This is a genomic window from Bacillus sp. EKM420B (assembly GCF_011065565.1).
Taxonomy (GTDB): Bacteria; Bacillota; Bacilli; order Bacillales; family Bacillaceae; genus Bacillus; species Bacillus velezensis.
This window is the reverse complement of sequence record NZ_JAAMNX010000011.1, coordinates 1-21,485: the sequence shown is the minus strand read 5'-3', so window position 1 is coordinate 21,485 and position 21,485 is coordinate 1. Positions and strand designations below refer to the sequence as shown.

The following is a 21,485-nucleotide window of genomic DNA, read 5'->3' as shown; positions in this document are numbered from 1 at the left end:
ATGGTGGAGGATGACGGGCTCGAACCGCCGACCCTCTGCTTGTAAGGCAGATGCTCTCCCAGCTGAGCTAATCCTCCATATGACCCGTACGGGATTCGAACCCGTGTTACCGCCGTGAAAGGGCGGTGTCTTAACCGCTTGACCAACGGGCCGTTGTGTCCGCGTCGAGCTGACAAAAGTTATTATATACAGGTTGTACCCCATTTGTAAAGAGAAAAATTATTTTTTTTATTTTCAAACTTTTTTACCCGTTTTTTAACTGAAAAACTCATCCCTCCTCTCTTATTTCATTTATGATGAAAGTATCAAAATATTGAAGGGAATGGACACAGATGATCTTAGTCAGCTCTTGTCTCGGCGGTATCGAATGCAGATATAACGGCTCTCACGCCGCTTCGGAAAAAATCCGCAGACTCGTAGAAGAAAAGAAAGCTGTTATGGTCTGCCCCGAACTTTTGGGCGGCTTCACCACTCCCCGCGAACCGGCGGAAATCATCGGCGGCACGGGTGAAGACGTGCTGAACGGAACGGCAAGAATCGTAACGGCATCAGGCGAAGACGTTACAGCTTTATATATGGACGGCGCGGAAAAAACGTTAGCATACGCAAAAGAAATAGGCGCCGCAACGGTCATCCTTAAAGAAAACAGTCCGTCCTGCGGCAGCAGCTTTATCTATGACGGCACTTTCTCAGGAAAAAAAATACTCGGAGACGGCATCACTTCCGCTCTTTTAAAACGGGCAGGCTGCCGTGTTCTATCAGAAGATGAATTGGATCAATTATAAAAAAGGAGAGTAGATATCATGGATGTAGCCCTGTCCTTTTATAAACCGGAGCATGCAGACGGGCTGAACGGGTTTGTGCTGAGTGAAGAAGATAAAAAGTTCACAGCTCTGCCGATAGATGTCCTGCCGCAGGCGCTTGTCATCCGGGATCGCTACCCGACAGTCATTTTAAAAGAAGACCGCCCCGTCGGTTTTTTTATTTTACATACCTCAAAAGAAACCATTGCACCGTATTCGAACAATGTGTCTGCCATTTTGCTGAGTGCGCTGTCATTACATGCGCCGCATCAGGGAAAAGGTTATGCCAAACAAGCGATGCTGCAGCTCCCCGCTTTTGTCGCAAATTATTTTCCTTGGTGTGATGAAATCGTGCTTGCTGTAAACCATCGCAATCAACGTGCAAAGAACCTGTACCGGTCTTCCGGTTTTATTGACAAAGGGCGGCGCAGGATCGGTCCGATCGGTGAACAGCACATTCTGCATCATTTTTTGTGAAAGCGCTTGATTATTCATCTCATCCCTGCCGATTTTTCTTGAAACATCTATTCAGATGCCCATATACTTCAAGTATTAACGACTTGGGAGGGTACGATCATGACAGACCGGCTTAACATTCACAGATTGACCACAGAAACCAGAAATCCGCAGACCGCTTCAATCCATCAGGCTGACACGATGGAAATTCTCCGCATCATTAACGAAGAGGATTTCAAAGTGGCTGAAGCCGTTCAGCAGGTGCTACCCGATATTCAGATTGCTGTTCAATTCGCCCATCAGTCCTTACGGCGAAACGGCAGGCTGATTTATGCGGGAGCGGGCACAAGCGGCAGACTCGGTGTACTGGATGCGGTTGAATGCCCGCCTACATACAGCGTAAGCCCCGACACCGTCATCGGTCTGATGGCCGGAGGGGCAGACGCCTTTTTGCAAGCGGCTGAAGGTATAGAAGATAGCGAGGAAACCGGCGCTCTCGATCTCAAAACGATCGGGCTTACCGCAGAAGACACCGTGATCGCCATCGCGGCAAGCGGGCGCACGCCGTATGCGGCCGGTGCGCTGAAATATGCAAAAACAATCGGCGCCAAAACCGTCGCGCTCACATGCAATAAGGACTCATTGATCAGCACATTTGCCGATCACAGCATTGAAGTCATTGTCGGCCCCGAAGTGATTACAGGGTCAACACGAATGAAAGCCGCGACGGCACATAAAATGATTCTGAACATGATTTCCACAGCCGTGATGATTAAAAGCGGCAAAGTGTACGAAAATTTAATGGTGGACGTTCATGTCAGCAACGAAAAATTGAAAGAACGCGCAATCGGCATTATCCAAAGCATCACGGGCGTTCCGTACGACAAGGCAAAAGAAACGCTTGAGGCCGCAGACAGCCATGTCAAAACGGCAATTGTCATGCTGAAGACGAATTCGGACGAAACACACGCGAAGGCACTGCTCAAAGAATCAGAAGGATTCATTGATAAAGCCATTGAACAGCACGTTTCAAGAGAAAAAGAACGCTGATCGTTCTTTGGTGAAAAATAATGTGCTTTTACGAGCCCGCGCCGTTTTCATGTTCGGCGCAGGCGCTTTTAGGACGCGTTTCAGGCATAGCTCCCCGGGAAAAATCGTACGGAAAAAGGAGGATCTCCATGAGCAAAGAGGCATTTTATCAGTCACTGGCCAAAGATATCCTGGACAATTGCGGCGGTTCAGCGAATATTTCAGGCTTTACCCACTGTATGACACGCCTGAGGATTACACCTTTAGATCGGGACAAAACGGATATTGAGGCGCTGAAACGGCTTGACGGGGTAATAGGCGTCGTCGAAGCTGAAACACTGCAGATCATTCTCGGCACGGGTGTCGTCAATCATGTCGCCGACGCTTTCGCAAAACTTATGCCATCCGGAAAAAACATTGATTTAAAAGAAGCCGCCTCACGGAAAAAAGCCGATCTCAACAGAAAAAACACCACACCCATCAAATTGTTTCTGAGAAAAATATCAAGCATCTTCATTCCCCTTATTCCCGCACTCATTGCATCAGGTTTAATCACCGGTATTACGAAAGCCGTCATTCAGGCCGGCTGGCTCCCGAAAGAATCCCAAATCGCACTTATTTTAACGGTTATCGGTTCAGGCTTGTTCGCTTACCTCGGCGTCCTTGTCGGCATCAATGCGGCGAAGGAATTCGGCGGGACACCCGCGATGGGCGGCCTTGCGGGCATATTGATCCTTAACCCTGAGATCGCCAATATCAGTTTGTTCGGAGAGAATCTGCTCCCTGGCAGGGGAGGATTAATCGGCGTTCTTTTCGCTGCGGTTTTTATCGCTTATACCGAACGGTTTATCAGAAAGTACGTCCATCAATCCATCGACATTATCGTCACGCCTACATTGTCTTTACTTATCACCGGGCTGGTGACATATGTCGTTTTTATCCCTGCAGGCGGTTTTATTTCTGATCTGATTACATCAGGTTTATTGTCGCTGCTGAATGTCGGGGGAGTGCTCTCAGGGTTTGTACTAGGAGCCGCCTTCCTGCCGCTTGTCGTCACCGGCCTGCATCAGGGCTTGACTCCCGTACATTTGGAATTAATCCGATCAATCGGAGATGACCCGCTTCTTCCGATTCTCGCGATGGGAGGCGCGGGTCAAGTAGGCGCGGCCTTCGCCATCTTTATGAAAACAAAAAAAGCCTCATTAAAAAGAGCGATCGGCGGCGGACTTCCATCCGGTCTGCTCGGAATCGGAGAGCCGCTCATCTTCGGCGTCACGCTCCCGCTCGGCCGGCCGTTTTTGACGGCGTGTTTAGGGGCGGGAATCGGCGGCGCCTTTCAAGCCCATTTTCAAGTGGCTACTTTTTCAATCGGTGTCTCCGGCCTTCCGCTCTCGTTTCTCGTACAGCCGGCTCAAATCGTTTTGTATATCATCGGTCTCTTCATCTCTTACGCGGCGGGCTTTGTTTTCACTTATGCGTTCGGATTTAAGGATGACATGGCTGCTGAATTTGAATAAACCGGGAGGGATCAGAATATGAAAACACTGACAGCCGCCGTACTCACAATGGTCATCAGCCTCTCTTTTCTGCCGCAGCACAAAGCCGAAGCCCAATCCAAATTATACGACGCAGCAAAGCTCAGAAAGGTTGATCAAATGATTGAAAAAGACATCGCTGCAGGATTTCCCGGAGCCGTCCTCGTCGTCGTAAAGGACGGACGGGTGATCAAAAAGAAAGCATACGGCTACAGCAAAAAATATGACGGGAACACCCTTTTATCCCGTCCGAAAAAAATGAAAACATCAACCATGTTTGATCTAGCTTCCAATACAAAAATGTACGCGGCCAATTTTGCATTACAGCGACTCGTCAGCCAGGGAAAGCTTGATGTGTATCAAAAAGTCTCGGCTTACCTTCCTGATTTCAAAGACAGAAAAAGCGATCCGATTCAAGAAAAAGACCGCATTCGCGTCATCGATGTGCTCCAGCATCAATCCGGTCTGCCGGCAAGCTTTTATTTCTATCAGCCGGACACCGCAGGCCCTTTGTATTCACAAGAACGGGATAAAACGATCCGTTTTCTCACCCAAATCCCGCTTGAATACAAACCGGGAACAAAACACGTATACAGCGATATCGGTTACATGCTTCTCGGCTGCATCATTGAAAACATAACCGGAAAAACCCTTGATGCCTATGCGGAACAAGAACTGTACAAACCGCTGAAACTGACGCACACACTGTTCAACCCGCTGCAAAAAGGCTTTAAAGAAAAAGCATTCGCAGCTACTGAACGTTTAGGCAACACACGTGACGGAGTCATCCGTTTTCCTCACATCAGGACATATACGCTGCAGGGGGAAGTTCACGATGAAAAAGCATTTTACTCAATGGGAGGGGTGTCCGGTCACGCCGGGCTGTTTTCCAGAGCTGATGATATGGCCGTCCTTCTTCAAGTCATGCTGAACGGCGGCAGTTATAACCACGTTTCTCTCTTCAATAAAAGAACGGCCGATTTGTTCACAACGGCGGCATCCTCTGATCCGACTTTCGCTCTCGGCTGGCGGAAAAACGGCAGCCCGGATATGGAGTGGATGTTCGGACCTTATGCAAGCAGGCAGGCATACGGCCATACGGGATGGACCGGCACCATCACGATTATTGATCCCGCTTATGAACTGGGGATCGCACTTTTGACCAATAAAAAGCATTCCCCCGTCGTCAGCCCCGGTGAAAACCCGAATGTTTTTGAAGGGGATCTTTTCCCGACCGGAAGCTACGGCAGCGTCATAAAAGCGATTTATGAAGCCATTGAATGACAACCCATGTCTTTTGTCCAAACTATGACGGGAGGAGGGCACCATTATGAAACTTTTCATCTCAGCTGTATTACTGTTGTTTATTGTTTTCGGCACGCATCATGCATCGACAAAACCGGATATTCCGTCACAGGCAGAACAAGCGGTATCCCGTATGACATTAGATGAAAAATTAGGGCAGATGCTCATGCCTGATTTTCGTAATTGGCAAAAAAAGGGGCAGTCATCACCTGAGGCTCTTACCCAAATGAATGACGAAGTCGCAGGGCTTATTCAAAAGTACCGGTTCGGCGGCGTTATCTTATTTGCAGAAAATGTAAAAAATACTGAGCAAACGGTACGCCTGACAGATGCCTTTCAAAAGGCGAGCCCTGACATTCCGCTATTATTAAGCATTGATCAGGAGGGCGGCATCGTAACTAGACTTGGTGAGGGCACTCATTTCCCAGGCAATATGGCGCTCGGGGCCGCTAGGAAAACAGCCTATGCGTCCCAGACCGGCGCCATTATCGGGAAAGAACTGAAAGCACTGGGCATTAATACGAATTTCGCTCCCGTTCTCGATATCAATAATAATCCCGGAAACCCTGTCATCGGCGTCAGGTCGTTCAGTTCAGACCGTGATCTGACAGCTTCACTCGGCCTTGCCTCAATGAAGGCTCAGCAAAAGCAGAATGTCGCTTCCGCCGTCAAACATTTCCCGGGACACGGCGACACGGATGTCGACAGCCACTACGGCCTTCCGCTTGTCACCCACAATCAAGAAAGGCTGCGTCAGATTGAACTTTATCCGTTCCGGCAGGCCATTCAGGCCGGAGCTGATATGATCATGACAGCCCATGTGCAATTTCCCGCTTTTGACGATACAACCTATAAAAGCAAGCTGGACGGTTCAGACATCCTCGTACCCGCCACACTCTCGAAAAAAGTGATGACTCATCTTCTCCGTGAGGAAATGGGATTTAACGGCATCATCGTTACGGATGCATTAAATATGAAAGCCATTGCCGATCATTTCGGCCAGGAAGAGGCGGTCGTCATGGCAGTAAAAGCAGGAGTCGATATTGCCCTGATGCCGGCCCAAGTGACATCGCTGAAAACGGAAAACCGCTTTGCCCGGGTTCATTCCGCTTTAAAACAGGCGGTACAAAAAGGGGAAATTCCGCTTCAGCAAATTAACAAATCAGTTGAACGCATCATTTCCCTGAAAATAAAACGAGGGATATATCCCGCACCGAAAGAGACAAATCTGAAAAAGAAGATTGCAAAAGCAAAGAAAACCGTCGGCAGTAAAAATCACCTGAAAACTGAAAAACAAATCGCGGAAAGATCCGTCACCGTCTTACAAAACAAAAACCGCACGCTCCCATTCAAACCGAAAAAGAACAGCCGCGTTCTCATTGCCGCTCCTTATGAAGATCAAACAGCGTCAATGGAACAAACCATCCGGCAGCTCATCAAGAAGAAAAAAATCCGGCCGGTAACCATCAGTAAAATGAACTTCGCCGAGCGCACATTTCATGATGAACACAAAAAGCTGGTATCTGATGCGGATTACGTGATTACAGGCTCATATGTCGTAAAAAATGACCCTGTCGTAAACGACGGCGTGATTGACGATTCCATCACAGATCCCGGCAAGTGGACGACTGCATTTCCGCGGGCCGTCATGAAAGCCGCACAATCGAACCAAAAACCCTTTGTGCTGATGAGCCTGCGTAATCCTTACGACGCCGCGAATTTTGAAGAAGCTGAAGCCCTTATCGCAGTCTACGGCTTTAAAGGATATACAGACGGACAATTCCTCCAGCCAAACATTCCGGCAGGCATTGAAGCGATATTCGGACAGACAACACCGCAAGGCAGGCTGCCCGCTGACATTCCTTCTGTCACGCATCCGGGAACGACACTGTATCCTTATGGTTTCGGTATCAATCTGAAGACCGGAAAACCGCTTTAAACAGGAGGGCTGATTATGAAAACACATACGGCTGCACTTCTCGCCGGACTTGTCGTCATCAGTGCTATGACGGCAGTCTCGGCGGCTTCTGACAGAAACCTTCATACCGCCAAGAAACCAAGCATCCAAACAGGCATCGACCGCCTGCTGAAAGATTATAAACAGGAACTGAAGGGAAAACGGGTCGGGCTGATCACCAACCCGACCGGTGTGAACAATTCATTGAAAAGCAGCGTTGACGTGCTGTATGAGGCACCAGACATCCACTTGACGGCGTTATTCGGACCGGAGCACGGTGTCCGCGGCGATGCTCAGGCCGGAGACAAAGTCACATCCTATATAGACGAAAAAACAGGGCTTCCCGTCTACAGCCTATACGGGGAGACGAGGAAACCGACGCCTGACATGCTGAAAGATACAGATGTGCTGATTTTCGATATTCAGGATGTCGGAACGCGATACTACACCTACATTTATACAATGGCCTATGCCATGGAAGCGGCCAAAGAAAAAGGCATTCCTTTTTATGTCTTGGACCGGCCGAATCCGCAAGGCGGACGAAATCCGGACGGCCCGGTTCTTGAACCGGATTACGCTTCATTTGTCGGACTGTATCCGATCCCGCTGAAGCACGGCATGACGATCGGTGAGCTTGCTCTTTTATTCAATAAAGAGTTTCATATTGGCGCCGACCTCACTGTCGTAAAAATGAAGCGCTGGAAGCGGACGATGACGATTGAAGATACCGGTCTGCCGTTTGTCCTCCCTTCGCCTAATATCCCGACCCCGGACAGCATATTCGCATATTCGGCGACAGGACTAATCGAAGGCACAAACGTGTCCGAAGGAAGGGGCACGACAAAGCCGTTTGAACTTATCGGCGCGCCTTATATGAAAAGCACCGAGCTCGAAGAACGCCTGAACAGTCTCAAGCTTCCGGGCGTCACCTTCAGAGCCGCATCATTTATCCCCAGCTTCTCCAAGCACCAGGGCAAGCTGTGCCACGGCGTACAAGTCTACGTAACAAACAGAAACACATTTGAAGCGGCAAAAACAGGGCTTTCCATTCTGAAAACCATGCATGACTTATATCCGAATGACTTTTCATTCTTGCCGACAGGCTCTTTTGACAAGTTGATCGGTAACGGCTGGGTACGCAAAAAAATAGAAAAAGGCACTTCCATTGAAGACATCTCCGGCACATATCAACGCCGGCTGGACCAATTCAAAACTCTAAGAAAACAATACCTTATATACTGACAACATTCGTGTTACACGTGTAACATTTTGACGCATTTCACATTTCCGCTTTTTATAGGAAAACATTCATTTATTTGGTACAATTTAAATGATAACAGTTATCATTTAAATGAATGTTTCCTAAAAGGTGGTTTCTCATGAAAAACACATTATTCTTTCAGCCCATTGATATCATCTCCGTAAAAAAAACAGCCGACCTTCTGTCAGAGCATCAGCTCACTGATTCCCCCGTATTGATCTTTCATGTGAAAGGCGAGGGACAAATTGATATCGGCACAGACAGCTTTCCGCTGCAGAAGGAAACGCTCTACATCTGTCCTTGTGATGAGACATTCAATATTGCCCCTATATCGTCAGGCGGCATCCATTTGTATATCGTCAGACTCCGTGTTTTCTCCTATTCCTCAGATGATGAAGCGATGCTTCCGGATAACGGGGAAGACATCTTCCACGGACTTCAGCAAATGAATTTACAAACGGTTGATCATTTGACAAGCCGGCTCCAATCACTTTCTGAAAACGTGCGATCGGCGGATGGATTGCAGAAAATGAAATATACAGCCGACTTTCAGCAGCTGATGTACGACCTTTATGCCGCAAAAGTATGCCATCAAAATAATACGAAAGCGGCGATCGAACAGACAAAACAATTCATACATGCTCAGTCCGACACAAAAATCACGCTCACCCAGCTCGCTCATATGGCGGGAATCAGTCCCAAACATTACAGTGAAACCTTTAAAAAACTATATGGGCAGAGCGTAACTGAATATATCACAGACATCCGCATAACCAATGCGAAAAAACTGATGGCCAAGGCAAGCTGCAAACTGCGGGAAATCGCTCATCAAATCGGCTACCAGGACGAATTTTATTTCAGCCGCATCTTTAAAAAACATACCGGCAGCTCACCTACAAGCTACATGAAAAAAAGGCGCACAAAAATGGCCGCGTACGGAAAAGAAACGATGGGGCATCTGATTCCTCTGCATCACGTGCCTTACGCTGCGGCGCTGCACCCGAAATGGACGGCCTATTATTACAAACAATTCTCTTCCGATATTCCGGTTCACCTGAGCGCTTACCGCTATAATGCAAATTGGGAAGAGAACCTGCATACGCTGTCTCAAGCTGCCCCGGACATCATTTTCAGTCTCGATTCTGTCAGTGAAGAAGAAAAACAGCTCCTGAATGACATCACTGAAGTTTTTTACCTTCCGGCTCAAGAGAATTGGAGAGACCAGTTTCTTCGCACAGCCGCATATCTGAATGAAGAGCAGGAGGCGCGGCACTGGCTTAAAACTTATCAAAGTCTCGCCCATTCAGCGAAAGATGCACTTAAACACGTGCGGCACCAGCGGTTCTTATTTGTCCGTGTATATAAAGAAAATATGTACATCGCCCATAACAACAGTATTGAGGAAGTCTTCTTCGGTGATTTAGACTTTGCCTCCGCAAAACCGGAATCTTTTGCTCCTGACGAAAAGATTTCCTTGGAAATGCTGGCGGATTGCCAGGCTGACTGCATCATGCTTTTCACTTGTAAAGAACCGGAAACGCTTCGCTATTTTCAGCGGATTCAGCAGACCGGGATATGGCAGAACCTTAGTGCCGTCAGCAATAAACGCGTGTTTCCCATTTCATCTGACCCGTGGATTGAATATTCTCCAAGCGGACATCAGCGGATGATCGAGCAAAGCATTTCCATTTTATCCGAAGATCGTCCATGGTAATGACGGAAATTATCCATGGTCTTATCCCTATTCATTCTCTATAATTCCAATTGATAATAGTTATCAATTGAACAGGAGGAACAATAGATGAAGAAATTGGCATTCGCTTTCATGATTTTGCTTTTGGCTTTCACGGCCGCGGCTTGCGGAAGCTCAGAAACATCTGATACAGCAAGTAAGGGAAAGGACGCTTCTTCAGATAAAAAGAAAATCGAATATCTCGGAAAAACATATGAAGTCAAAGCGCCGACTGACAAAATCGCCATTACAGGCAGCGTAGAATCAATGGAAGACGCCAAATTGCTTGACGTTCATCCGGCAGGAGCAATTTCTTTCTCCGGCAAATTCCCGGAACTGTTTAAAGATATTACAGATAAATCCGTATCAACGGGGGAAAAAATGCAGCCGAATATGGAAAAAATTCTTGAGCTGCAGCCGGACGTCATTCTGGCATCAACCAAATTCCCGGAAAAAACGTTGAAAAAATTGAGCGGCACCGCTGAAACGATCCCTGTCTCTCATATCTCATCAAACTGGAAAGAAAACATGATGCTGCTCGCCCAGCTTACAGATAAAGAGAAAAAAGCGAAAAAAATCATCGCAGATTACGAACAGGACCTGAAAAAGACAAAAACAAAGATCAACAGCAAAGCGAAACAGTCAAACGCGCTGGTCATCAGAATCAGACAAGGCAATATTTATATTTATCCTGAACAAGTTTATTTCAACTCCACGCTTTACGGTGATTTAGGCCTGAAGGCGCCGGACGAAGTCAAAGCGGCGAAAGCGCAGGAACTGATCTCTCTTGAGAAATTAAGCGAAATGAATCCTGACCATATCTTCGTACAATTTTCTGATGACGAAAACGCAGATAAGCCGGACGCTTTGAAAGACTTAGAGAAAAATCCGATCTGGAAGAGCCTGAAGGCAGTCAAAAAAGACCATGTATACGTCAATACGATTGATCCATTAGCCCAAGGCGGAACCGCGTGGAGTAAAATCAGCTTCTTACAGGTTGCGGCTGACAAATTGACTCAAGACTAATAAAGAGTAGGTTTTTCACATGTATGCAAAACGGCGGACACACATTATTATCATTGCTTCACCGATTGCCATTGTTCTGTCACTGCTCCTTTCCGTTTTATACGGCGCAAAGCAGCTTGACTTCCATACCGTGTTCTCCGCATTGCTGCACTTTAATCCGGAGAATACCGACCATCAGATCATATGGCATTCAAGAATCCCGAGGGCTGCCGGCGCTATGTTTATCGGCGCCGCCCTTGCTGTTTCCGGAGCGCTCATGCAGGGAATCACACGGAACTATCTGGCCTCGCCTTCGATCATGGGTGTGTCGGACGGCTCCGCTTTTATCATCACCCTTTGCATGGTATTGCTCCCTCAATCGACATCCATTGAAATGATCATATACTCGTTTATCGGTTCCGCATTCGGCGCGGCTCTTGTTTTCGGGCTGGCCTCCATTCTTCCCGGCGGTTTTACCCCTGTGCAGCTTGCCATTATCGGAACGGTAACCAGTATGCTTCTCAGCAGTCTGTCGGCTGCGCTTTCGATTTATTTTCAAATTTCGCAGGATCTCAGTTTTTGGTACAGTGCGAGACTGCATCAAATGAACCCTGATTTTTTGAAACTGGCCGTCCCATTTTTTGCGATCGGAATCATCACGGCCATGATTCTCAGCAAAAAGGTCACTGCCGTATCATTAGGAGACGACATTTCAAAAAGTCTGGGACAGCAGAAAAGAACCATCAAACTCATGGCGATGGCAGCCGTTGTCATATTGACCGGAAGCTCGGTGGCGCTCGCCGGAAAAATTGCCTTTGTCGGTTTGGTCGTTCCGCACATCACACGTTTTCTCGTCGGATCGGACTACAGCAGGCTGATCCCATGCGCGTGCATCATCGGCGGCGTCTTCCTGACCCTTTGCGATCTTGCCAGCCGATTCATCAATTACCCGTTTGAGACGCCTATTGAAGTCGTTACTTCTATCATCGGTGTTCCTTTCTTTCTTTATTTGATTAAAAGAAAAGGAGGGGATCAGCGTGGTGCGTAAAATGGCCGGAATTTATATCATTCTGATTGCTCTCATATTGCTCGTAAGCTATTTCAGCATGACAAGCGGTTCTTTTTCCGCAAAGCCGGGTGAACTGCTCAGTACGCTTTTCCGCATCCATCCGAATCCGCAATATGACATTTTGCTGTTTCAGCTGAGGCTGCCGCGCATAGTCATGGCTGCTGCCATCGGACTCGGATTGGGGATAGCCGGAGCCGTTATTCAGGCCATTACCAAAAACGGTCTTGCCGATCCCGGTATTTTGGGCATTAATGCAGGAGCCGGAGCGGGAATCGTCACGTTTATGCTTCTGTTTCAGGGACAATCTGAAGCGACGGCACTTGCCTCTGCGATGGGTATGCCTGTCTTCGGCCTCATCGGAGGATTGATGGCAGCCGTGCTGATCTATATTTTCGCCTGGCACCGGGGACATCTGGAATCGGGCAGAATTATTCTCGTCGGGATCGCCATGAATTCCGGATTCAGCGCGCTGTCTTTATTTCTTTCATTAAAAATGGACCCGCAAGATTATGAGATGGCGATGGTTTGGAAAAACGGCAGCATCTGGTCGGCAAACTGGATGACCATTACGGCAATCCTTCCGTGGCTGATCTTGTTCATTCCTCTTCTTATGGCGAAAACGTCATTGCTGGATACCATTCGTTTCGATGAGGACACGGTGAAAAGCCTCGGTGTTTCAACCAATAAAGAAAAAACCATTTTACTCATTGCCTGCATCGCTTTGATCAGCGCATGTGTAACCGCAGCGGGCAGCATGGCATTTGTCGGACTGATCGCGCCCCATATTTCCCGCAGGCTCGCCGGCATTGAGCACAGATACTCATTACCGGTCAGCGGACTGGTCGGTATGCTCCTCGTCATATCCGCCGACTTTGCGGGCAAATTGTTCTTTCAGCCTTCAGAAGTGCCGGCGGGAATTATTCTTGCGATTCTCGGCGTTCCTTATTTCTTTTTTCTTCTGTTTAAGCAAAAGAAGGGGCTGGACGCATGAGAGGCACCCTTACAGAACACCGGATAAACGGAAGGGAATGCACTGTGTATCTTCCTCCGTCCTATTCGGTTCAAACGGGGGCTTTACCCTGTGTGTACGTACTTGACGGAGGATCTTTGTTTTTAGAACAGATAGATAAGCTTGAATTCCAATTTGCAGACGGAACACTTCCCGAATTGATTTTCATCGGCATCAAACCGGCTGACAGACTCGATGAGTACACACCGTGGCCGGCACCTTCCCTGAGCCCTGCGTTTCATGATTTCGGCGGCAAAGGGAGGCTCTTTCTTGAGGAGCTGACAAATGTCATCATTCCAACTGTTGAAGATATGCATCACATTTCTGCACATCCGGAAACGAGAGGACTGATCGGCGCGTCATTAGGCGGACTGTTTTCGATATACGCGATGCTGCAAAAGCCTGAAATATTCGGCAGAATCGGCTGTATTTCCGGTTCCTTCTGGTATGAAAAATCAGCAGATTATGTCCGCTCCGCACCTTTGCGGCCGGCACGGCGGCGTATCTATATGTCTGTCGGCAGCCGTGAAGCAGAGCAAAAATGTAACATCCAAAACACCATGATCCGACAAAATAAAGACGTGTACAAAAGCCTGAGGCAAAAAGGCTTTTCTCAATCTCAGCTCTCATTTACGATCGAAGAGGGTGCCGTGCACCATCAAGAAGCGTTCAAACGACAATTCAATTCAGCACTAAGCTGGCTGTACGGAAAAAACCGCTCACGTAGCTGAGCGGTTTTTTTCATACTTGATCACGACCGGCTTAAGTTCAAAGCGTCTCAGCAAATAGCCGAACAAAGCGGCAAGGATTTGCTGAAAGAGCATCCCGATGACGACCGGAACCGCCACTTGAGACGGAAAAAAAGACACGGCGAGAACGGCTCCGGCGCTGATATTGCGCATGCCCCCCGTATAAATCAGAGACACGATTTCATCCTGGCTCCGCTTCATCAGTCTTCCGATCAGCCAAGCCACGGCATAACCCGTCATGGCAATAAAAAATACCGTGCCTGCGATGCCCGCAAATTTGATATCCACGTGCGTGACATACGGCGCGATTTCCGAACTGTTAATGGCAATGACAATCATCAGACAGATTTTTGAAAAAGGAGACAGTGACCGGCTTATCGCCTGAGTCCTTACCGGCGGGGAAAACTGGTTGACCATCATCCCTGCGATGGACGGAATCACCACCATCTCCGCCAGCCCTTTCATCATGCCCCACACATCCATCTGAACATTCGCCCCGGCCAGGACAGACAGGCTTAACGGTACGATAAAAGGAGAAAGTACGGTATCAACCAGGATAATAGACAGCGTCAATCCGACATTTCCCTTATACATCGCAGCCCAAATCAAACTCGTAATTCCGGTCGGGATCACCACACCCATAATCAGCCCCGTCACAGTTAAAGGGTCACCGCTGAAAATCAGATGGCCGCTTCCCCATGCAAAAACAGGCATGAAAATGTGCAGAACAAACAATGCCATGATCATCGGGAGCGGCTTCTCGATACTGCGCTTCAGCGATTGAAAATTGGCACTCAGACTGCCCGTAAATGTAATAAATGCAAATATCCACGGCACAGCGCCGGCCATCCAGCTGATATGCTGGGATAACAGCACACCCGCCGCCACACTTGACGGAGTCAAAAGCGGCATGATTCTCCCCAACACTTGGTTCAACTTCTGAAGCCACATCATATGCAAGTCTCCTATATACGGTTTTCAAGTCTCATTCATTATAACAATGCACACCGGCAAATTTAACCGAAAAAAAGCCCAGATATATTCATCCGGACTTCACAAATTCTATGCCATTTGTTTCATTAAATCTCGGCTTTTCTGATTTAATCCCTTTAATTCAGCCTCAATTCCGTATTCTTTACATTTGGCGACAATCTTCTCAAGAGCCGCCGCTCCCGAATCATCCCACACGTGGGCATCGGTCAAATCGATGATAATCCGTTTCACGTCTTCATCATAAACGATGGCATTCATCAGTTCAGACACGGAAGCAAAAAAGATTTGTCCCGTGACCTTATAAGTTTTGACATCTTTCTGTTCGGAATGTGACACAATCTTCAGCTTAGAAATTTTCGCCGTAAAAAAGATTGCGCTTAGCAGCACACCCGCGAAAACACCCTTCGATAAATCATTTGTCAGAACGACTGTCACGACGGTAATCACCATAACGATCGAATCAGTAAGGGGCGCTTTCCGCAAACCTTTAATCGATGACCAGTCAAACGTGCCAATGGACACCATAACCATCACGGCCACAAGCGCAGCCATCGGAATTTTCACGACGATACCGCTTAATACGGCAATTAAAAACATTAAAAACGCGCCGGCCGTAAAAGCCGATAACCGGCCGCGTCCGCCGGCTTTCGTATTAATAACAGACTGGCCGATCATTGCGCATCCGGCCATGCCTCCGAAAAATCCGTTCACAATATTGGCGATGCCTTGTCCGCGGCTTTCTTTGTTCTTATCACTATCCGTATCCGTCATTTCATCAATGATCTGGGCCGTCAGCAGCGACTCGAGCAATCCGACGAATGCAAGCGCCAGTGAATACGGGAAAATAACCCGCAATGTCTCAAACGCCCACGGAACATCCGGTATCAAGAAATGCGGAAGTGAACTTGTAATCCCGCCCATATCACCGACCGTGCGGACATCCGCATGGAAGACCACCGCAATGATCGTCATGACAATAATCGCCACCAGCGGAGACGGCACAGCCGTCGTAACCTTCGGCAATAAATATATGATAGCCAGTGATCCGGCAAGCATGGCGTACATGACCCATGAAGCTCCTTTGAACTGCGGCAGCTGCGCAGAAAAAATCAAGATCGCCAAAGCATTCACAAATCCGATCATGACCGAACGCGGAATAAATTTCATCAATTTCGCTATCTTACTGACACCAAGAATAAATTGAATAATACCTGTCAAAATGGTTGCCGCAAACAAATACTGCAGCCCGTAATCAGCCACCAATGTCACCATGACAACCGCCATTGAACCCGTAGCGGCTGAAATCATTCCCGGTCTGCCGCCGAAGATAGAAATAATAATCGCGATACAAAATGATGCATAAAGGCCGACCATCGGATCGACACCTGCAATAATTGAAAATCCGATCGCCTCAGGGATCAGAGCGAGAGCAACCAGAATACCGGCCAGAATGTCTTTACGGACATTTCCGAACCATTGCTGCTGTAACGTATAATCTTTCAAATGATAACGACTCCTTTTCACTATAAAAATCCGCACCCTATCAGTTGGAAACATTGATTTTCATCTGTGGAATATGAGGCAAGCTTACGGGGAAAAAGAGGACACGCTCAGAGTATAATGTCGTTGAGGAAAGGAATGGTTAACAAAGAGTATCATATTAAACTTTAAAGAAATGTGCAAGACCGTATAAATAAGAAAAGAAAACGACTCTCACTGGAGCCGTTTCCGCTTTTATAAAAGTTCCGGATCAGACACAAGAATCGTTTTTATTGCGCTGATATCCTTTCTTTCTTTTGTCACCGGGTCGATGCCCATGAGATGATCAATGGCTTCTTCATAATTCTTCAGTTCCGTCTTTTCCGTAATAAAATCATAGAGTTGCGGAAGGTCGGACGCGCATGCTAACGCAGCCTCCATGATCTGGCGGGCTTCACCTGTGCCCACAATCGTTACGCCGTTTGACAGCAGCTGGTACGGCCTGACCGTCATCTCATACGTATCATCAAAGCCCATCGGCACGATTCTGCCTCCCTTTTCAATGAAAGGATAAGCCCAATCAAGCTGGTTGCCGATGGCGTCAAAAATCACATCAAATTTTCTTCCTTGATTAATCCGTTTCACTTCATCCACGGTTAATGCTTCAGGGTGATAGACATAATCCGATATCCGGCTCGCCGCCTCGCTTCGGAAACTGCCTATTTCAGTCGCAACCGTCAATCGCGCCAGTTTTTTCACCATCATTTGCACAAGCAGTCCGATCGGTCCGGACCCCAAAACCAAGACCGAGTCCTGAGGCTGAATCGAAGCCTTGTCCACAACATTCAGTACACAGGAGAGAGGCTCAACCAATGTGGCCCGCTCCCATTCCATTGAATCCGGAATTCTGTACATGAACCTGTCTTCCCCCACGTAATATTCCGCAAACGTTCCGTGCGCCCCGATTCCGAGCTGCCAATCCTCGAAGGTTTCGCAATAACACGTCAGCCCTCTCCGGCAATAATGACATTTCCCGCAAAACTGCGTAGGATCTATCACGACGCGGTCTCCGACTTTTACATTTGTCACGTCCGGTCCGATTTCCACGACCGCTCCCACCGATTCATGCCCCATAATCATATGATGGGTTGCATTCATTTTTCCTTTCAGCACATTTAAATCCGTTCCGCAGATACCGGTGCCGAAAATTTTCACTTTCACATCATTGGATTTCCGAATTTCAGGCTCGTCCACCTCTTGATATTCAAGCTTATCATTAGGAGTCCAGACCAACGCCTTCATATTTCTCTTCCTTTCTGCCCCAGCGGATTTGGTCTAACAATGTTTGATGAAGCTCCTTCGTTGATGCCGCAATACATGATTGCTGATTCTGATAACTTAAATCTGTCAGAAGCGTTTCGTCCAAAGACCGGCCGTATGCATCCGTAATGACCACTCCCGCTTTCTTCGCCAAAAAGACGCTTGCGGCAATATCATAGGGAAACAAATGCAGCACCTGTCCGTTCCCGACCTGCTGAAAATCTGAAAGCAGCTTCGGATCATCTTTCAGCAGACGATTGCCGATATCCACATAAGCATCCATCTGCCCCGTGATAATTCGTGAAATCGAATAAGAAGCGCTGTTGAAAACAAAAACCCCGCCATTATTAGCCGATTGGTCAATCAGATGGCCGTATGCGTCCGTCATCAGCTTCGCCGGATGCCCGTTAAATTCAAGGCTCCAAAACATATTCTTAATATCCCGCACTCCGCTCAAATTCGGCAAATCTCCCTGATACCCCTCAAATTGAATGACATCGCTGTAAATATCACCGTACATATAAGCGCCCGATTTCACTTCAAGCAAAAAAGCAAATTCGATATCCTTAATCTTTGCGTTTGGCTTATATGAAGCAAGCGCAATCGAAATACACGACATTTCAAGCCCCGCGGCGGCCGGGCGCGTTCCGTCTATCGGATCTACAATTAAAATATATTGCGGATCTTCTCCAATCAGCTTCAGGCCGCCATCCTCCGTGTAAAAAGCAACCGGATGGCCCTTTTCTTGAATATAATCCAGCACCGCCTCCTCAGCAGCGGCGTCTATGTTAAATTGGGCGTCGCCTCCCGGAGAATAGCCGTTTACGAGCCGGTTTTTCAGCGTGCCTTTTTGATTTTTCACCTTATGATAAACAAATTGTCCAAGCTCAATGATATAGTCTCTCACTTGATTTCCTCCAATAGCTTGCGAAGTCTGTAGCAGAGCACTTCGGCTTCACTAAGTGTAATGGTTAAAGGCGGACGGATTTTAAATACATTTCCGAACCCGTAACGGGATGTCCGGAGAATCAGCCCGTAATCCATCGCCCGTTTGGCAATATAATTGGTCAATTCCACATCCGGTTCATTGTTCTCTTTGACAATTTCCACACCGATCATAAGACCGACGCCTCTTACCTCAGAAATAAAAGCGAACTCCTCTTTCATCGTTTCTAAGCAATCCATAATATAATGACCGACAGTCGTTACGTTCTCCAAAAATCCCGGACGCTGCATGATATCTATGGTTTTACAAGCGGCAGCGGCGGCCATCACATTTGAGCCGTACGTGAAGGAGTGTGTATACCCCGGAAGCCCGGTATACTTGTCCTCCGTCAGAGTGGCGGCGACTTGGAAGCCTGTGCCCCCGAGCCCTTTTGCTACCGTCATCATATTAGGTTTCACATCGAAGTGGTCCGCGGCAAACATTTTGCCCGTCCGTCCGAATCCGGTCTGAATTTCATCAAAAATCAGGGCGATATCGTGTTCATCACAAAGCTGTCTCAGCTGTTTAAAATACTCTTTAGGCGGAACGACGTTTCCACCGTTGCCGGATATCGGTTCAATAATCATGGCGGCAATTTTTCCATTGCTCGCATACTCAATAAAATCATTAATTCTTTCTACACACAGCATGCCGCATGAATCAGGTTTCTGATTATAAAAACAGCGGCTGCAATACGGATCGGGGACTTGAAGGCCAAAAGAAATTTGCGGCGGGAAAGGTTCTTTTCTGAATGAGTTGCCGGACAAAGCGGAAGTCATATACGTTTGTCCGAGGTGGCTTCGAAATAAGGAGATGACATCGGTTTTTCCGGAGTAATACTGAGCCATTTTAATAGCTCCTTCATTTGCACCGGAACCGCTGCTGACTTTAGGGTGTACTTTTGTGAGATTATCGGGGGCGATTTCTACTAGTTTTTCTGCCAGTTTATTTACGGCGTCTGTTTGAAAAGATGATGTCACATGGATCAGCTTATCGGCTTGTTCTTTAACCGTATCAATGACTTCTTTGTTACCGTATCCTAAATTCAAGTTAAATGTGGCAGAAGCGCAATCAATGTACTCATTCCCCTCTTGATCGTACAGGTAAATCCCTTCTCCGCGCTCCATTACTACATCGTCAACACTGTAATACAAGCTGTCTGGATTCGTGATTTCCTTCGTTCCCACAAATACCACCCCTATGAAATTATTAGAATTTCGCTTTTTATCGTATTAATTATTGAAAATAATGTCAACGATCTTTATTGTAAAAAATGTTAACAATTTGTTAACGTTACCATAAGGGATGTGCGAGAAAAAGTTATGTGATATAGTAACAATACTTGGATTTTTTGTAAAAATGTCATGTCATACGAGTAGAGAGAAATATTATTTTACCAATAAGGAGATAAAATGATGAAAACTCGTCTGCTGTGGATAAGCTGTTTTTCTTATGGATCGATTGCTTTTACACTTGTTATTCTGGGAGCCGTACTGCCTGAGTTACTCACACATTATTCACAAAGCTACAGTAATGGCGGTGTATTGGTATTCTCTCAGTTCATGGGCTTTCTCATCGGTGTCATCGGAATGCCTTACATGGTGAAAAAGCTTGGGCGCAAAAACGTCGTTATCTTTGGCATGGCACTCATCAGCTGTGAAATGTTCATCACCTTCCTGCCGCCCTGGCCGCTGCTCTTTCTTCTCGTCAGCATCGCGGGGCTTGGCGCCGGATTGGTGGAATCCTGTGTAGGTACGATCATCCTCACCGCTATTAAAGAAAGACAGGCTGTGGCCATGAGCAAGATGGAAGTGGCCTACGGATTAGGCGCGCTTTTCATGCCTCTGCTCTCAGGCTTTCTTATCAACAACCACATGTGGACAATTGCTTTTTTAATATTAGGGTTATCCAGTTTTGCACTTTTAATCGCATGGAAGCAGATGAGTTTCGGCAGTATTGATCAGCTTCTCATCCGAAAAGAGGTCTCTTCCGATGACACTAAAAAAGAAAGCACCGGTTATCAGTCACACGGATTGCTGTTTATTGCCTTGGCGGGGGCTTACTTCTTCTTTTACGGCGGCAGTGAAGTTTCAATTGTACATTTTATCCCTTCCATTTTCGCTGAGAAATGGGATATCCCCAACTCTTTGGCAACGATAACAGTTACAGTGTATTGGACGGGGATGATCATCGGAAGGTTATTAACAGGCCCGGTATCAGAAAAGCTGACATATCACCGTTATCTTCGTCTCATAAGCATTGGCGGTCTGGCTGCACTTACCGTATTGGCACTAAGTAAAAACGTATGGTTCGGCTTTGCCCTTTGCTTCTTTTTAGGGCTGTTCATGGCAGGCATGTTTGCAATAGCCCTAATCATCACGAATCATTTTTATCCCGGAAAGACAGAAACGACTACCAGTATTCTGCTCGCTTCAAACGGATTAGGAGGTTCACTCCTTCCGATCGCCGTCGGCTGGAGCTTAGATGAATATCCCGCACAAACTGCATTCTGGCTGTTTACTGCACTGATGGTCCTTATGCTGCTGATTGTGTTCAGTTTAAGAATACTCGAGACAATAAAATCAAACAATCTTCAAAATCACAAGAGTAAAGCAAAATCAATGTAAACAAAAAAGCTAATGCCTTTCAAAGGCATTAGCTTTTTATATCTATATGATCTTTCATATAAAAAAACCAGTTCATCATGAACTGGTTTAAGACAGCTTGGCGGCGTCCTACTCTCACAGGGGGAAACCCCCGACTACCATCGGCGCTGAAGAGCTTAACTTCCGTGTTCG

18 protein-coding genes, 2 tRNA genes and 1 rRNA gene are annotated in these 21,485 nt (G+C 47.2%); 13 read left to right on the top strand and 8 right to left on the bottom strand.

The window, feature by feature from the left end:
• Position 1: 1 nt before the first annotated feature.
• Both G9F48_RS19135 and G9F48_RS19130 read right to left on the bottom strand, forming a co-directional pair.
• Positions 2–77: transfer RNA gene (locus tag G9F48_RS19135), tRNA-Val, on the bottom strand.
• Positions 78–80: 3 nt separating this feature from the next.
• Positions 81–152, bottom strand: a tRNA-Glu gene (locus tag G9F48_RS19130).
• A 180-nt stretch (positions 153–332) separates the two neighbouring features.
• Between G9F48_RS19130 and G9F48_RS19125 the strand changes: the two genes are divergently transcribed.
• The 12 genes from G9F48_RS19125 to G9F48_RS19070 all read left to right on the top strand — a co-directional run bounded on the left by G9F48_RS19125 (position 333) and on the right by G9F48_RS19070 (position 13,892).
• Positions 333–785, top strand: coding sequence for a DUF523 domain-containing protein (locus tag G9F48_RS19125; protein WP_003156767.1), 453 nt, complete (start codon positions 333–335; stop codon positions 783–785).
• An 18-nt stretch (positions 786–803) separates the two neighbouring features.
• A complete protein-coding gene (locus tag G9F48_RS19120) occupies positions 804–1,280 on the top strand; it encodes a GNAT family N-acetyltransferase (protein WP_014304238.1) in 477 nt (158 codons plus the stop codon).
• Positions 1,281–1,379: 99 nt separating this feature from the next.
• Positions 1,380–2,309 (top strand): N-acetylmuramic acid 6-phosphate etherase, encoded by a 930-nt coding sequence (gene murQ / locus G9F48_RS19115; protein WP_003156769.1) that lies wholly within the window; start codon positions 1,380–1,382, stop codon positions 2,307–2,309.
• Between the two features lie 128 nt (positions 2,310–2,437).
• Positions 2,438–3,805 (top strand): PTS transporter subunit EIIC, encoded by a 1,368-nt coding sequence (locus tag G9F48_RS19110; protein ID WP_015388766.1) that lies wholly within the window; start codon positions 2,438–2,440, stop codon positions 3,803–3,805.
• An 18-nt stretch (positions 3,806–3,823) separates the two neighbouring features.
• On the top strand, positions 3,824–5,107 hold the full coding sequence (pbp4b, locus tag G9F48_RS19105; protein WP_165409969.1) for a penicillin binding protein PBP4B: 1,284 nt from the start codon (positions 3,824–3,826) through the stop codon (positions 5,105–5,107).
• 46 nt (positions 5,108–5,153) lie between these two features.
• On the top strand, positions 5,154–7,067 hold the full coding sequence (locus G9F48_RS19100) for a glycoside hydrolase family 3 protein (protein ID WP_165409968.1): 1,914 nt from the start codon (positions 5,154–5,156) through the stop codon (positions 7,065–7,067).
• Between the two features lie 15 nt (positions 7,068–7,082).
• A complete protein-coding gene (locus G9F48_RS19095; protein WP_165409967.1) occupies positions 7,083–8,327 on the top strand; it encodes an exo-beta-N-acetylmuramidase NamZ family protein in 1,245 nt (414 codons plus the stop codon).
• 137 nt (positions 8,328–8,464) lie between these two features.
• A complete protein-coding gene (btr, locus tag G9F48_RS19090; RefSeq protein ID WP_165409966.1) occupies positions 8,465–10,060 on the top strand; it encodes a bacillibactin transport transcriptional regulator Btr in 1,596 nt (531 codons plus the stop codon).
• Between the two features lie 87 nt (positions 10,061–10,147).
• The gene (locus G9F48_RS19085) at positions 10,148–11,104 is read left to right on the top strand and encodes an ABC transporter substrate-binding protein (protein ID WP_003156778.1); all 957 of its coding nucleotides are present in this window, start codon (positions 10,148–10,150) and stop codon (positions 11,102–11,104) included.
• Positions 11,105–11,123: 19 nt separating this feature from the next.
• Positions 11,124–12,131: a FecCD family ABC transporter permease gene (locus G9F48_RS19080; protein ID WP_007609051.1), complete on the top strand. Its 1,008-nt coding sequence runs from the start codon at positions 11,124–11,126 to the stop codon at positions 12,129–12,131.
• Between the two features lies 1 nt (position 12,132).
• Positions 12,133–13,143, top strand: coding sequence for an iron ABC transporter permease FeuC (gene feuC / locus G9F48_RS19075; RefSeq protein WP_032872817.1), 1,011 nt, complete (start codon positions 12,133–12,135; stop codon positions 13,141–13,143).
• A complete protein-coding gene (locus G9F48_RS19070) occupies positions 13,140–13,892 on the top strand; it encodes an alpha/beta hydrolase (RefSeq protein WP_165409965.1) in 753 nt (250 codons plus the stop codon). Before feuC ends, G9F48_RS19070 begins: the two co-directional genes overlap by 4 nt.
• On the opposite strand, the gene G9F48_RS19065 is transcribed toward G9F48_RS19070, so the two are convergent.
• The 5 genes from G9F48_RS19065 to G9F48_RS19045 all read right to left on the bottom strand — a co-directional run bounded on the left by G9F48_RS19065 (position 13,881) and on the right by G9F48_RS19045 (position 19,874).
• A complete protein-coding gene (locus tag G9F48_RS19065) occupies positions 13,881–14,822 on the bottom strand; it encodes a bile acid:sodium symporter family protein (protein ID WP_123117885.1) in 942 nt (313 codons plus the stop codon). The two genes, G9F48_RS19070 and G9F48_RS19065, sit on opposite strands and share 12 nt — an antisense overlap.
• Positions 14,823–14,972: 150 nt before the next feature.
• Positions 14,973–16,406, bottom strand: a complete 1,434-nt coding sequence (locus tag G9F48_RS19060) for a SulP family inorganic anion transporter (RefSeq protein WP_165409964.1) — start codon at positions 16,404–16,406, stop codon at positions 14,973–14,975.
• 231 nt (positions 16,407–16,637) lie between these two features.
• A complete protein-coding gene (locus G9F48_RS19055) occupies positions 16,638–17,684 on the bottom strand; it encodes a zinc-dependent alcohol dehydrogenase (RefSeq protein ID WP_165409963.1) in 1,047 nt (348 codons plus the stop codon).
• Positions 17,659–18,609 (bottom strand): inositol monophosphatase family protein, encoded by a 951-nt coding sequence (locus tag G9F48_RS19050; protein ID WP_165409962.1) that lies wholly within the window; start codon positions 18,607–18,609, stop codon positions 17,659–17,661. The genes G9F48_RS19055 and G9F48_RS19050 overlap by 26 nt, the downstream gene beginning before the upstream one ends.
• A complete protein-coding gene (locus G9F48_RS19045) occupies positions 18,606–19,874 on the bottom strand; it encodes an aspartate aminotransferase family protein (RefSeq protein ID WP_165409961.1) in 1,269 nt (422 codons plus the stop codon). Before G9F48_RS19045 ends, G9F48_RS19050 begins: the two co-directional genes overlap by 4 nt.
• Before the next feature lie 228 nt (positions 19,875–20,102).
• Here G9F48_RS19045 and G9F48_RS19040 point away from each other — a divergent pair, with 228 nt between their 5' ends.
• Positions 20,103–21,314, top strand: a complete 1,212-nt coding sequence (locus G9F48_RS19040) for an MFS transporter (protein WP_185153159.1) — start codon at positions 20,103–20,105, stop codon at positions 21,312–21,314.
• Between the two features lie 95 nt (positions 21,315–21,409).
• On the opposite strand, the gene rrf is transcribed toward G9F48_RS19040, so the two are convergent.
• Positions 21,410–21,485: ribosomal RNA gene (gene rrf, locus G9F48_RS20135) — 5S ribosomal RNA — on the bottom strand; the annotation flags it as partial.

Excerpts from the sequence above, each read along its gene's own strand:
- pbp4b (WP_165409969.1), top strand. The coding sequence starts at position 3,824 with ATGAAAACACTGACAGCCGCCGTACTCACAATGGTCATCAGCCTCTCT.
- btr (WP_165409966.1), top strand. The coding sequence starts at position 8,465 with ATGAAAAACACATTATTCTTTCAGCCCATTGATATCATCTCCGTAAAA.
- G9F48_RS19100 (WP_165409968.1), top strand. The coding sequence starts at position 5,154 with ATGAAACTTTTCATCTCAGCTGTATTACTGTTGTTTATTGTTTTCGGC.
- G9F48_RS19040 (WP_185153159.1), top strand. The coding sequence starts at position 20,103 with ATGAAAACTCGTCTGCTGTGGATAAGCTGTTTTTCTTATGGATCGATT.
- G9F48_RS19120 (WP_014304238.1), top strand. The coding sequence starts at position 804 with ATGGATGTAGCCCTGTCCTTTTATAAACCGGAGCATGCAGACGGGCTG.
- feuC (WP_032872817.1), top strand. The coding sequence starts at position 12,133 with ATGGCCGGAATTTATATCATTCTGATTGCTCTCATATTGCTCGTAAGC.
- G9F48_RS19080 (WP_007609051.1), top strand. The coding sequence starts at position 11,124 with ATGTATGCAAAACGGCGGACACACATTATTATCATTGCTTCACCGATT.
- G9F48_RS19055 (WP_165409963.1), bottom strand. The coding sequence starts at position 17,684 with ATGAAGGCGTTGGTCTGGACTCCTAATGATAAGCTTGAATATCAAGAG.
- G9F48_RS19125 (WP_003156767.1), top strand. The coding sequence starts at position 333 with ATGATCTTAGTCAGCTCTTGTCTCGGCGGTATCGAATGCAGATATAAC.
- G9F48_RS19085 (WP_003156778.1), top strand. The coding sequence starts at position 10,148 with ATGAAGAAATTGGCATTCGCTTTCATGATTTTGCTTTTGGCTTTCACG.
- murQ (WP_003156769.1), top strand. The coding sequence starts at position 1,380 with ATGACAGACCGGCTTAACATTCACAGATTGACCACAGAAACCAGAAAT.
- G9F48_RS19070 (WP_165409965.1), top strand. The coding sequence starts at position 13,140 with ATGAGAGGCACCCTTACAGAACACCGGATAAACGGAAGGGAATGCACT.
- G9F48_RS19095 (WP_165409967.1), top strand. The coding sequence starts at position 7,083 with ATGAAAACACATACGGCTGCACTTCTCGCCGGACTTGTCGTCATCAGT.
- G9F48_RS19065 (WP_123117885.1), bottom strand. The coding sequence starts at position 14,822 with ATGCCGCTTTTGACTCCGTCAAGTGTGGCGGCGGGTGTGCTGTTATCC.
- G9F48_RS19110 (WP_015388766.1), top strand. The coding sequence starts at position 2,438 with ATGAGCAAAGAGGCATTTTATCAGTCACTGGCCAAAGATATCCTGGAC.